The sequence below is a fragment of the Mesorhizobium sp. M7A.F.Ca.ET.027.02.1.1 genome, from assembly GCF_004022985.1.
Lineage (GTDB): Bacteria > Pseudomonadota > Alphaproteobacteria > Rhizobiales > Rhizobiaceae > Mesorhizobium.
Map to the genome: position 1 here is coordinate 1 of NZ_RZOL01000168.1, position 12829 is coordinate 12829.

The window sequence follows — 12829 nt, forward strand, 5'->3', positions numbered from 1 at the left end:
GCGCGGCGGGCACTGCCGGATCTTCACGCGGCACCAGCGAACCGTCCGACTTGACCACCATGGTCCTCACCTTGCGCGGCGCAACGGCGACGACATCGGCATTGGTGCCCTTGTCGGCATCCTGCAGCACCTGCGCAATGCGGTCCTCGGACTTGGGCGCGGGCGCCGTATTGTCGGCAGAAGCGTTGTCGGCCGAAGCGGCGCCGGCCATCGGCGCGGCATTGCCGACATCGGTTCCAGCGGCGGCTGTATTCTGGTCCGGCGAAAGGTCGATGGCGCGGGCCGGATCTTTCGCCTGGACGTCCACTGGCTCTTCGACGTTGGTGACCAGCTTTTCCTGGACCGGCTCGGCTGGCTTGGCGCCCCTGACCGCGTCGTAGACCTTGTTGTCCTGATTGGGCACCACGGCGCCGCCCGGATTCTCCGGCTTGACCTTGATCGGCGCGTTGTCGGCCTTGACGATGACAGGCGCTTCGCTGCCGCCCTTGCCGCCAAAGGACAGCGCAAAGGCCCCGAGACCGCCCGCGACCGCGACCGCGCCGACAATCGCGGCGATGAACAGTCCGCGTCCGCGCGTCGGCCTCCCGGCCTCACGCTCGCCGAGACCCGGAACAGCCATAGCCTCGTCGAGTTCGGGATCGTAGTCGAGTTCATCGACAGTAAAATCATCGGCTTGCGAAACCGGCTGGCTCCCTGGCAGGCCGTCGAGGTCGAAGCCGGAGGCGTCGGCATAACCCGTGGGCGCCGCCGCGCGGGCGGACATGTCCATCGGCCGCGCGGCATAGGTCCGCGCTTCCGGCTCATAGCCCGGCTTGACCCCGTCATAGCCCGGCTTGACCCCGTCATAGCCCGGCTTGAGGCTGTCATAGCCCGGCTTGAAGCCCGCGGCATAGGAGTCATCATCGTAAGACGCGCTGGCCACATTGCTCGTGGGAACAGGAGCGACCTCCACCGCGTTCATCTCGGAGAGAAGGCTGGAGAACTCCGCATCGAGATCGTCGTAGCCAGACGACGCCGGCTGGTCTTCCTCGAAGTGCAGTTCGGGAATATCGAGATCGTCGGCCAGCGCGACGACACGCTCGGGTACATCGACCGTTTCGACGTCGGGCATGTCTTCGTAATGCGCAGGCTGGCGCGATTGGGGCGCCGACACCGGGACAGCGGGAGCCACGGCCTCGACCGGCTCGGACGAACGGTAGGACGTCATGGCGGCGACTGCCGGCGCGGCGGCCACGGATGCCACCGAAGCGGCCGGCTGAGCAAACGCAGGCTGAGCACTGAATGACGGCTGCTGCGGAACGGGCGTCACGCGGCTCCACGAACGCGTCGGCTCTGCCGGTTGGGAACGCTCCGCAAGCCAATCGAGAGAATCCGCCGAATTGTCCCGGTCAGCGGCTTCGTCACGCGGATCAAGATCCTTGGGCAAAGCCGCGTCGAACGCATCATCGTCGAAATCGACAGCGCCAGCCGTGTGCCAAGTCGTATCCTGGAGTTCATCAAGCATAAGGTCGTCAATATCCGCATCGGCCGCTTGGGCCGTGCCAACATGCCGGTCCTGCTCAGGCGCGGGTTCGTCAAGATCCCAGTCGAGGTCGCCGACAAGATCGGCCGGTTCCTCGGCGGGCTCGGCAACAGGCGGCAGGGCGGCGACAGCCGGCTGAGCCGTGACGGGCTCACTGGCCACCGGCGCCGTGCGCGCCGTCATGGCACCCAGCAACGCATTCAACTCGTCTTCCAGGCTCCGTTCGTCCGCGGCCGGGGCATGCGCCGCCGGCGCAACATGAGCCTCTGGCGCCGCCGGCTGGACCGTAGCGGCAGCAACCTCGGCGACCGGCTCTTCGGCCGTTTCGGCAAACGCGTCGTCCAAACTTAGGTCGAAAGCATCGTCCGACATGCCTTCAGGGATGGGAATATCGCCGTTCGCGTCAGTGATATCGACCAGCGCATCATGCGCGTGCGGCTCGTCGAAGGCATTCGGCTCATCCGCGCGAACGTCGAAATCCATGTCGACATCAGCCATCGCGTCGTCGAAATGGCCGGCAAAGCTCTCATCGGAGATTGCATGGCCGTCACGCGCCGCCTGCTCCGGCATGGGATACTTGACGGGCTCGGCGGCCATGAATGACTGTTCGGCCGCCGAATGGTCGTCGAGCACCAGCTCGTCTTCAAGCGAGACTGCCACCGCATCGTCGAATTCGTCATCGGAGGCAACTGGCTCGATAGTAGCGGGCGTGTCGGCAACGGCGTACTGGGCCTCTTCAGCGTACTGGGCCTCTTCGGCTTCCTCATCGATCCGGAGATCCTGGTCGAGCGAAATGGCCAGCTCGTCCGCCATCGAATGATCGTCCTCGAAGGGAGAGACGTCCTCAAGCGAACCGGCGACGGCATCGTCAAAATCAGACGCGAAAGCCGGCTCGACGGACGGCGCCGCTTCAGCTGCGACCGCATGGCTGGCGCCGGCGACGTGATCGTCTATCTCAGCCATGTCCAGTTGGAAATCGTTGTCGAGCGACACCGAAAGCTCATCGTCCATCGCGCTGGCGTCAGCCGCTTCGAATGCCGGCTCAAGCACGAAGGTCGGCTCATGAGCCTGAACAACCGGAGCGGCGTCGCTGTCGTCAGCGCCGAACTCGCCCATCATTTCTTTCTCGAGATCGATATCGAAATCGCCCTCTTCGAGCCCGTGATCGGCGGCTGGGGCCTGCGGCTGGGCGGGCGATTGCGGCCTGACCGGCTGGCGCGGGTCGAATCCCATGATCCTGGTCAGTTCCGCGAACGGATCATCGTCAGCGATGTCGTTGTTGTCGGCTACTCTCAGCTGGGTTCTGTCTGCCATTATTGTTCCCGAACTCGCACTCATTCGGACGCCATGGACGTCGCGTAGGGTTGGCCCTTACCAGCGCAATGTGGGCAAAAGGTGACAGGTTATTTAGTCAAACCTAACGCATTTCGGTGGGCGCGGCGGCTCCGATCAACGTCAGGCCGGACGTCAAAACGTCCGAAACAGCCTGCACCAGCCCTAGTCTGGCATGCGTCAATTGTCGGTCGTTAACCTTAACAAAACGTAAGTCCGGATTATCCGTGCCACGGTTCCAGTGTCCGTGGAAGCTGGAAGCCAGATCATAGAGGTAAAATGCCAGCCGATGCGGCTCGAGCGCAAGGGCGGCGGACTCGATCAGCCGCGGGTATTCGGCAAGCTTGCGGATCAGGCCGATCTCGCCCTCGTCGGTCAGCAATGCCGCGGCCGACGCCAGGCTGTTGCGGTCGAAATTGGCTTCGCCCAGTTGCTCGCTCGCCTGCCGGAACACCGAATGACAGCGCGCCGAGGCGTACTGGACATAGAACACCGGATTGTCCTTGGACTGCTCGGTCACCTTGGCGAAATCGAAATCCAGGGGCGCATCGTTCTTGCGGTAGAGCATCATGAAGCGGATCGCGTCGCGGCCGACCTCCTCCACCACTTCGCGCAGCGTCACGAAATCGCCCGACCGCTTCGACATGCGCACCGGTTCGCCCTCGCGAAACAGCTTGACCAGATTGCACAGCAGGACAGTGAGCTTCACCTCGTCGCCGGCAATCGCCCGCGCCAGGGCCTCCAGCCGCTTTACGTAGCCGCCATGGTCGGCGCCGAGCACATAGATCAGGTCGACGAAGCCGCGGTCGACCTTGTCCTTGAGATAGGCGACGTCGGCGGCGAAATAGGTGAACGAGCCATCGGACTTGACCAGCGCCCGGTCCATGTCGTCGCCGACCGCGGTCGAGCGGAACAGCGTCTGTTCGCGATCCTCCCAATCGTTTGGCTTCTCGCCCTTGGGCGGCGGCAGCTTGCCCTTGTAGATATGGCCCTTCAGCGTCAGATCGTTGATCGCCGAGCGGATCTTCCTGGCATTGTCGGCATGCAGCGTGCGCTCGGAGAAGAACACGTCGTGATGCACGTTGAGCATCGCCAGGTCCTCGCGGATCATCGCCATCATCGCATCGATGGTGCGATCCTTGACGATGGCGAGCGCCTCGTCATCGGGCATCTGCAGAAGCGAGCGGCCGTATTCCGCGACCAGCGCCTGGCCGACGGGCACCAGGTAATCGCCGGGATAGAGACCGGCGGGTATTTCGCCGATGTCGTCGCCCAGCGCTTCGCGGTAACGCAGGAATGCGGAACGGCCGAGCACGTCGATCTGCGAGCCGGCGTCGTTGATGACATATTCCTTGGTCACCTCGTAGCCGGCGAAGGCCATCAGATTGGCGAGCGCGTCGCCGACGACAGCACCCCGGCAATGGCCGACATGCATCGGCCCGGTCGGATTGGCCGAGACATATTCGACATTGGTCTTCCTGCCGCCGCCAACCGTCGAGCGGCCATAGTTGCGGCCCTCGCCGAGCAGTGCGGTCAGATGTGTCTGCCAGAAGCCGTCCTTCAGCCTGAGATTGACGAAACCGGGCCCGGCCACTTCCGTCGCCGCGACATCCTTGTCGTCACGCAGCGCCTGCGCCAGTCTTTCGGCCAGCGCGCGCGGGTTCTGGCCGGTCGGCTTGGCCAGCACCATCGCCGCATTGGTCGCCAGGTCGCCGTGGCTGGCGTCGCGCGGCGGCTCGACGGCAATGCGCGACAGGTCAGGCGAAACGCCGTCTTTGTCTTTCAGATCAAGCGCTTCGACGGCTTTTATAATTCGCGCGGTGAAATCGGCGAAGATGTTCATTTGTGTGACTCTGGGGTCTGGCTCTGGCGGCTTTGCAGCGAATCCGGCTCGTTGGCCGGCAAAATCGAGCCCGCCCTAGCCCAATTCAGGCGTATGGTCAAACAAACGCCGGTGTTCCTTGAGCGCGTAGGTGTCGGTCATACCCGCCAGGAAGTCGGCGACGCTGCGCGCCTTGATGCGGTCGTCGGTCCGATCCAGTCCCTCGCGCCAGCCGTCCGGCATGGCGCGCGGATCGGCGAAATAGGCGTCGAACAGATTTTTGACGATCTGCTCGGCGTCCGCGCGCACCCGCATGACCTCCGCGTGCCGGTAGAGGTGCTTGTACAGGAAGGCCTTCAGTTCTTTCTCCAAGGCAGCCATTTCGGCCGAGAATACCACCATCGTCTCGCCAGCTGCCCTCACCGCATCGGCGCTCCGCGGCCTGATGCGATCGAGATTGGCTGTCGTCGACTTGATCACGTCCTCGACCATGGCGGTTATCTGCCGCCGCATCAGTTCGTGGCCGGTGCGCACGGCATCGAGGGAGGGATAGCGTGCGCGCACGCCTTTCAGGATCGTTCCCGGCAGCAAAACAGTCTCCAGCATGTCGAGCGTCAGCAGTCCTGCCCTCAAGCCGTCGTCGATGTCATGCGTGTTGTAGGCTATATCGTCGGCGATCGCCGCGCATTGCGCCTCGATGCCGGCAAACCGGTCGAGTTCGAGATCGTGCAGTTCAGAGTAATCACGGATCGCCTGCGGCACCGGCCCTTTCAGACCCTTGCCGTTGGCGTCCGTCAGCGGCCCATTGTGCTTGACCAGGCCTTCCAGCGTTTCCCAGGTCAGGTTGAGCCCATCGAACTCGGCGTAGCGCGCCTCCAGCCTCGTCACGATGCGCAGCGATTGCGCGTTGTGGTCGAAGCCGCCCCAGGCGGCCATCTTTTCGTTCAGCGCGTCCTCGCCGGTGTGGCCGAAGGGCGTGTGGCCGAAATCATGCACCAGCGCCACCGCCTCGGCGAGATCCTCGTCGCCGCGCAGCGCCCGTGCCAGGGCACGCGCGATCTGCGCCACTTCGATCGAATGGGTCAGCCGGGTGCGATAATGGTCGCCTTCATGCGCGATGAAGACCTGCGTCTTGTGCTTGAGCCGCCGGAACGCCGTCGAATGGATGATGCGGTCACGGTCACGCTGGAATGGCGTGCGCGTCGGGCTTTCCACCTCGTCGAACAGCCGTCCGCGCGACTTTGCCGGATCGCAGGCATAGGCGGCGCGCGGCCGATAGCCGAATCCGATGTCGCCCAACTCGTTGGTCATGGCTGATGCTGCCGCAGTTGACTTAGCCAGGTTGACTTGGCCCCTCGCGCTTCATACCTATCATGTGAAACCGAAAGCAAGGTGACGCCCATGGGCGCTGATGCCAAGACTGCCATGAAAGTCGATATGACCGAGGCCGCCGCCAGGCGGATCGCCAGGATTGTCTCGAACGAGGCCGGCAAGACGGCGCTGCGCGTGTCGGTCGAAGGCGGCGGCTGCTCAGGCTTCTCCTACAAGTTCGATCTGGTCGATACGCGCAATGACGACGACGTCGCCATCGAGAAGGACGGCGCCACCGTGCTGATCGACGATCTGTCGCTGGTCTATATGGGCGGCTCTGTGATCGATTTCGTCGACGATCTGATGGGCCAGTCGTTCCAGATCCGCAACCCGAACGCCGTCGCGTCCTGCGGCTGCGGCACGAGTTTCTCCATATAGAATGCCTGCTATCGGTGCGGTCCGTCAGATCGCGCTGTCGGCTGGCCGTGATCTCGACGTGACGCTGGCTTTCTGGCGCGACGTGCTCGGCATGGCGGTTCATGCGCGCTTCGATCCGCCGGGCATCGCCTTCATCATGGCCGGCGATATCAGGCTGCTGTTCACTGACGGCATACCAGCCGGAACCGTCTATCTCGACATATCCGGCCTCGATGACTTCCATGCCTCTGCGGTCGCGGCAGGCGTACCCTTCACCGCGCCGCCAACACTTGTCCATCGCGACACGGAGGGCCAGTTCGGTCCAGCGGGGGAAAGCGAATGGATGGCCTTCCTAAAGGACCCGGCTGGCAATACGATTGGCCTCGTCGAACGCCATCCGCCGCAAGAATCCAACTGAACAGCATCGAGACCGCCATGAAAATCGTCACCTGGAACATCAACGGTGTCCGCGCCCGCATTGGCAATCTCACCCATTGGCTGACCGAGAGCGCACCCGACATCGTCTGCCTGCAGGAGATCAAGACCGTCGACGAGCAATTCCCGCGCGCCGAGATCGAGGCGCTTGGCTACAATGTCGAAACCCATGGCCAGAAGGGTTTCAACGGCGTGGCCCTGTTGTCGAAGCTGCGCTTCGACGAAGTCATCCGGGGCCTGCCCGGCGACGATGCCGATGAACAGGCGCGTTTCATCGAAGGCGTTTTCTCGACCGACAAGGGCGCCTTGCGCGTCGCCTCGCTCTATCTGCCGAACGGCAATCCGATCGATGACGAGAAGAAGTTTCCTTACAAGCTGTCCTGGATGGCGCGGCTGGAGCGCTGGGCCGAAGAACGGCTGAGGCTTGAGGAGGCCCTGGTGCTCGCCGGCGACTACAACGTGATTCCCGAGCGGATCGACGCGCGGTTTCCGGAGAACTGGCTGGGCGACGCCCTGTTCCAGCCGCAGACGCGACAAGCCTTCCGCCGGCTGCTCAACCTTGGTTTCACCGAGGCGGTGCGCGCGGTCACCGACGCCCACGACACCTACACGTTCTGGGACTATCAGGCCGGCGCCTGGCAGAAGAACAACGGCATCCGCATCGACCACCTGCTTTTGTCGCCGGAAGCCGCCAACCGGTTTTCTTCCGCGTCGATCGAAAAGCACGTGCGCGCCTGGGAAAAACCGTCCGATCACGTCCCGGTGGCGATCGATCTCGCGCTTCAGCCGGCCTGAGAGAACCCTCGCCGGGCACGCAGGCGCTGGACCTCATATCGCCACATTTGGCGCCGTTCATTGCGGGCCAGCATGGCGGCTGGGGTTCCATGAGCACACGATTTCATCTTTGTCCGATCGGCCTGGCATTTGCCATGGCCGCTCCCGGTGCGGCATTTGCCGACCAGGAATGCTTGGCCAATGGAAAATCCTACCAGCTTGGCCAGGTCGCCTGCCTGACGGTTGCCGACCGGAGCCATCTGGCCCGCTGCGACATGGTGCTCAACAACACATCGTGGACGAAGATTGGGGATAGCTGCCCGGAAAACACCTTGGCGCCACACCCCCATGTCACGCCGATCTCGACGCCGGCGCCCAGCATGGTGCCGACGGAGCCGATCGAGAACTGATCGCGATCGAAAATCGAGTGCTGCTGGTGAAGCTGACGCAGCCGCGAGACTACTGGTCCGCGTTGTTGCCCTTGGTGAGGATATCATCGGCCAGCGAGATCGCGGTGCGGCGGTCGGCCTCGCCGGCGGTGGCGAATGCCTCTTCCTGCATGCCGCGGATCCAGGGCTGGTCAGCCGGCGAAGCGCGTTCGAGCGCTGCCGTCATCATCGCCAGGCCGCGAACGATCTTGCCGCTCTGGAACAACAAATGGCCCAGTGTCGCCTGGGCGCCGGCATGGCCTTTCTCGGCGGCGAGTTGGAACCAGCGCCCAGCCTGCTTGACACTGGCCTTCACGCCGCCCTCGCCCTTCAAGAACATCTGCCCCATCTCGAACTGCGCGTTCGGATTGCGGTAGTTGGCGGCGGCGCGCATGTAATATTCCTGGGCCGCCACCTCGTTCTCGGCGACCGGGCTGCCGGGAATGCCCGTGCGCAAATAGTCGCCAAGCGCCACCAGCGCATCGGAGACATAGCTTTCCTCAGGCGAGCCGGGCTCGACGTCCTGGTCGACGATCTCGGAGAAGAACTTGAACGCCTCATAGTCGTCGCGCGCCACGCCGTCGCCCTCGGCATACATGCGGGCAAGCTTCCAGGTGGCACCGATCTGGCCGTTTTCGGCAGCGTATTTATAGGCCTCGGCAGCCTGTTCCTTGTGGCCGTTCTTGTAGGCGGAGAAGCCGAACTGGAAGACCGCCCAGGGGCTGGATTGCGGCTTCACCCCGGTCTTGTCGTCGAACACCTTGTCGTCGAAGGCCATGGCCTGGCCCACGGCGCCAAAGGTCGCGCCAAATGTGGCGGCCACGACCAGTGCCGAAAAGACAGACGACCTCAACAACTCAGATGTCCGCATAACAGTGTGTTTCTTTCGCACCGCCCGGATGGGTCACCGCGCCATCGCGCGCCGGCCCTACCGTCTGTGCATATTTCCATATCGCGCCCGACTGATAGTCGGTCGTGCGCGCCTTCCATGTCTTTGCCCTCGCCGCCAGTTCGCTATCGGACAACGCCACATCGATCGTGCCGTTCACCGCGTCGATCGAGATCACGTCGCCATCCCTGAGCAGTCCGATCGGGCCGCCCACGGCTGCCTCGGGGCCGACATGGCCGATGCAGAAACCGCGCGTCGCGCCCGAGAAGCGCCCGTCGGTGATCAGCGCCACCTTGCCGCCCATGCCCTGGCCGTATAGCGCTGCCGTCGTCGACAGCATCTCGCGCATGCCGGGGCCGCCGCGCGGCCCTTCGTAGCGGATGACGAGAACCTCGCCTTCCCTGTAGTTGCGATGCGTCACCGCCTCGAAACATTCCTCTTCCGAATCGAAGCAGCGTGCTGGGCCGGAGAACTTCAACTCCGCCATGCCCGCGACCTTCACGATCGCGCCTTCGGGGGCAAGGTTTCCCTTCAAGCCCACGACACCGCCGGTTTGGGTAATGGGTGTGTTGGCCGGGCGGACCACATCCTGATGCTCATTCCAGACAACGTGCTGCATGTTTTCGGCCAAAGTGCGGCCAGTCACGGTCATGCAGTCGCCATGCAGATAGCCGTGGTCGAGCAGCGTCTTCATCAGCAGCGGAATGCCGCCGGCCTCGAACATGTCCTTGGCGACATATTTGCCGCCCGGCTTGAGGTCGGCGATGTAAGGCGTCTTCTCGAAGATCTTGGCCACGTCGAACAGGTCGAATTTGATGCCGGCCTCGTGGGCGATCGCCGGCAGATGCAGTGCCGCGTTGGTCGAACCGCCGGTGGCCGAGACCACGGTCGCCGCATTCTCCAGCGCCTTCAGAGTGACGATGTCGCGCGGCCGGATATTTTTCGCGATCAGCTCCATGATCTTTTCGCCGGAGGCGAAATTGAACCGGTCGCGCATTTCATAGGGTGCCGGCGCGCCGCAGGAATAGGGCAGCGCCAGGCCGATCGCCTCGGCGACGGTGGCCATGGTGTTGGCGGTGAACTGGGCGCCGCAGGAGCCGGCAGACGGGCAGGCCGCCTGCTCGATTTCGAGAAGTTCGGCATCATCGATGGTGCCTACCGAGTGCTGGCCAACCGCCTCGAACACATCCTGCACGGTGATCTGGCGGCCGCGATAGCTGCCGGGCAGGATCGAACCGCCATAGATGAAGATCGACGGCACGTTGAGCCGCACCATGGCCATCATCATGCCGGGCAGCGACTTGTCGCAGCCGGCCAGCCCGACCAGCGCATCGTAGCAATGGCCGCGCATGGTGAGTTCGACCGAATCGGCGATGACCTCGCGCGACACCAGCGACGACTTCATGCCCTGGTGACCCATGGCGATGCCGTCGGTGACGGTGATGGTGCAGAATTCGCGCGGCGTGCCGCTGGCGGACGCGACGCCCTTCTTGACCACCTGCGCCTGACGCATCAGCGAGATGTTGCAGGGCGCCGCCTCGTTCCAGCAGGAGGCGACCCCGACCAGCGGCTGCGCAATCTCGGCCGCCGACAAACCCATGGCATAGAGATAGGAACGATGCGGCGCACGCGCCGGACCGACGGTCACATAGCGGCTAGGGAGCTTAGCCTTGGAGATGACTTTGGCGTCCATATTCTTCCTTGCCCCATCTTCCCTGCAAATGGGGCGGAGCGGCTGCCCCCTCGCCGAGCCTTTTGGCGCGTGTCCCGAGACAAGATCGAGGTGCGCCGGGTTTATGGCGGGAAATAGGCAATTTCCTCAGCCCGGCTTCCAGCGCAGGGGTTGCTCAGAAAGTGTTGCCAAAACATCACAATAGCAGGAGGCGCAGGCGGTACGGATAATATGCAACGCAGCTTGGATGAGACAAATCGGGGCGATGCGATCCCAAACAAAAAAGGCCGGGTAATCCCCGGCCTTTTGTTATAATTGTTAGAGACTTAGAACTTGATCTTAAGGCCACCTGAAATAGCCGTGACCAGATCGTTGCCGAAGTCGTAGCTGACATCCGTGCCGGCGACATATCCGTTCTCACCAGCCAACGCTCCAGAATGGCCGCTGGTCAGCACCCCAACCGCGCCGGCCAGACGCACTTCGATGTTCGGCTTGGGCGTAAAGGCGACGCCGCCGCCCAGTGTCCAGGTATCGGTCTGCGAGCCATAGCCATGCGACGTGCCGCGATCCCAGGAAAGCTGGCCGGCAGCACTCCACTGATCGTTGAACTTATGGCCAATGCCGCCGGTAACTGTCCAGCCGTCACGATACATCAGGTCCAGCGAGGTGATCTGGCCCGAATGGAGAGCATCACCAGTGACGCATGCCCCTGCGGGGGTACCTACGACGCAAATCGGAACGCTCTGCAGCAGGCTCCAATTGACCCACTTGAGCGAACCGAAGGCGAGCCAGCCTGGCGCAATGCCTGACTGCAATTTCAATTCGACTGTATCCGGCATGTATTGCGTTGAGCCGTAGATCGGAAGCACCACGCTGCCAACATGCGTCAAATCCAGCGTGCCCGAGATATTGTCGAGCTTGACCCGCGAATTGTAAACGAGGCTGGCGCGCAGTGCGATCTCGGGGATTTCATATGCCAGGCCGGCGCGCCAGCCCCAGCCGGTCCCCTTGAGATCGACACGCCCGGTACCCTGGAAATCCGGCACCAGCGGCGATATCAGGTCCTGCTTGAAGCCATAGACTTCCTGGTAGTAGACGCCGCCGATGAAGCGAACCTGGCCTTTGCCGGCGTCCATCTTGTAGGAGCAGGTTGTGGCGTAGTTGTTGCTTTTGATGTCGGTTTCCATGTTGGACTGGGCACCGGCCCAAAGACCCGGATTTGTGTGCGCACCCCAAGGCTGGGAATAGTCGAACATACAGTCGATACCCTGGACGATCTGCGCCTTGACGCCGATCCGCGGCACCCAATAGCTCTCGCTGTCCTTCGCCGTGCTGCCCAGAGGCGTCAAATCGCCGTCGAGCGGGTTGGTGTCCACCGCATTCTTGAGCTTGCGTTGCGGCATCACATAGGTCGATTCGGCTTCGGTCGCGAACGGAGCCGGATCGAACAGCAAATCGATATCGTAACCGCCGCGCTCCAGGCCGCCGGCATGTGCCGGATTCATCGCCGTCCCGATCAAAGCCAGCGAAAAGCAGCCCGCCCCCAGCAGCGCCTTCAGTCGCAGAATAGTCATGAAATGTCCTCCCCGAATTCGAGTGCATCAAGCTAGAACCAATTCAGGTTAACGGTGCAACAACGAATTCGCGGGCGTACATGTACACATTGGCCAGGCGCATTTTCGAGGAAATGCAACCTAGTGCGGCAAAGCCGAAAAATGGTCTGTGAAGGCTGAGCGGCTCCCAAAAACAGAGAGAACCATCCAAAAGGGCTCGAAAACAGGCCTTTTTTGGGCTCCAGGAGCCCCATTGTTACATTATGGCAACAATGGGGCTAAAACTTCCGTTTACGTCAATATTAACGCAACGGCATGCAGATTTTCGAGGAAAAACCAGCACTTTAGAGAGGGCTAAAGTCTCGCGAATCTATCCTCAACCGGCGTCGCGAACCCTGGCCAACGCGACCGACAGCTTGTCCTGCGCATCGCGGTATTCAGCGAGCTTTTCACGCTCGGCATCCACGATCTCGGCCGGCGCGCTGGCGACGAACCTCTCGTTCGACAGCTTCTTGTGCAGCCGCGCGATCTCCTCGGTCACCTTGGCCAGTTCCTTCTGCAGCCGTGCTGCCTCGGCGACAAGGTCGATCAGGCTGCCAAGCGGCAGGCAGATCGTCGCCTCGTTGAGCACGATCTGCCTGCCGCTTGGCAGCCTGATCGACCTTGTCGCCGAG

Annotated in this window: 11 protein-coding genes; 4 read left to right on the forward strand and 7 right to left on the reverse strand. The window is 62.7% G+C overall.

Annotated features, from left to right (window positions below; genetic code table 11):
- The 3 genes from EN749_RS18915 to EN749_RS18925 all read right to left on the reverse strand — a co-directional run.
- Positions 1 to 2836: SPOR domain-containing protein (locus EN749_RS18915; protein WP_128363702.1), on the reverse strand; the 2836-nt coding region annotated here is incomplete at its 3' end.
- Positions 2837 to 2939: 103 nt separating this feature from the next.
- Positions 2940 to 4697 carry an arginine--tRNA ligase gene (gene argS / locus EN749_RS18920; RefSeq protein WP_128363703.1) on the reverse strand — a complete coding sequence of 586 codons (1758 nt, stop codon included), beginning with the start codon at positions 4695 to 4697 and terminating at the stop codon, positions 2940 to 2942.
- Positions 4698 to 4772: 75 nt separating this feature from the next.
- Entirely contained in the window at positions 4773 to 5987 is a 1215-nt protein-coding gene (locus EN749_RS18925) for a deoxyguanosinetriphosphate triphosphohydrolase (RefSeq protein WP_128363704.1), read from the reverse strand.
- A 90-nt stretch (positions 5988 to 6077) separates the two neighbouring features.
- Between EN749_RS18925 and erpA the strand changes: the two genes are divergently transcribed.
- The 4 genes from erpA (at position 6078) to EN749_RS18945 (ending at position 8023) form a co-directional block, all read left to right on the forward strand.
- Complete coding sequence (erpA, locus tag EN749_RS18930; RefSeq protein WP_127270656.1) at positions 6078 to 6425, forward strand: iron-sulfur cluster insertion protein ErpA; 348 nt, start codon at positions 6078 to 6080, stop codon at positions 6423 to 6425.
- A 1-nt stretch (position 6426) separates the two neighbouring features.
- Positions 6427 to 6822, forward strand: a complete 396-nt coding sequence (locus EN749_RS18935; RefSeq protein WP_128363705.1) for a VOC family protein — start codon at positions 6427 to 6429, stop codon at positions 6820 to 6822.
- Between the two features lie 17 nt (positions 6823 to 6839).
- A complete protein-coding gene (gene xth / locus EN749_RS18940; RefSeq protein ID WP_127270660.1) occupies positions 6840 to 7634 on the forward strand; it encodes an exodeoxyribonuclease III in 795 nt (264 codons plus the stop codon).
- A gap of 89 nt (positions 7635 to 7723) precedes the next feature.
- A complete protein-coding gene (locus tag EN749_RS18945; protein WP_127270688.1) occupies positions 7724 to 8023 on the forward strand; it encodes a hypothetical protein in 300 nt (99 codons plus the stop codon).
- 49 nt (positions 8024 to 8072) lie between these two features.
- Here EN749_RS18945 and EN749_RS18950 read toward each other — a convergent pair whose 3' ends face one another.
- The 4 genes from EN749_RS18950 to EN749_RS18965 form a co-directional block, all read right to left on the reverse strand.
- Positions 8073 to 8912, reverse strand: a complete 840-nt coding sequence (locus EN749_RS18950; protein ID WP_127270686.1) for a tetratricopeptide repeat protein — start codon at positions 8910 to 8912, stop codon at positions 8073 to 8075.
- The gene (ilvD, locus tag EN749_RS18955; RefSeq protein ID WP_127270685.1) at positions 8899 to 10623 is read right to left on the reverse strand and encodes a dihydroxy-acid dehydratase; all 1725 of its coding nucleotides are present in this window, start codon (positions 10621 to 10623) and stop codon (positions 8899 to 8901) included. Before ilvD ends, EN749_RS18950 begins: the two co-directional genes overlap by 14 nt.
- A 305-nt stretch (positions 10624 to 10928) precedes the next feature.
- The gene (locus EN749_RS18960) at positions 10929 to 12176 is read right to left on the reverse strand and encodes an OmpP1/FadL family transporter (protein WP_128363706.1); all 1248 of its coding nucleotides are present in this window, start codon (positions 12174 to 12176) and stop codon (positions 10929 to 10931) included.
- A 355-nt stretch (positions 12177 to 12531) separates the two neighbouring features.
- Positions 12532 to 12829: hypothetical protein (locus tag EN749_RS18965; RefSeq protein ID WP_145990944.1), on the reverse strand; the 298-nt coding region annotated here is incomplete at its 5' end.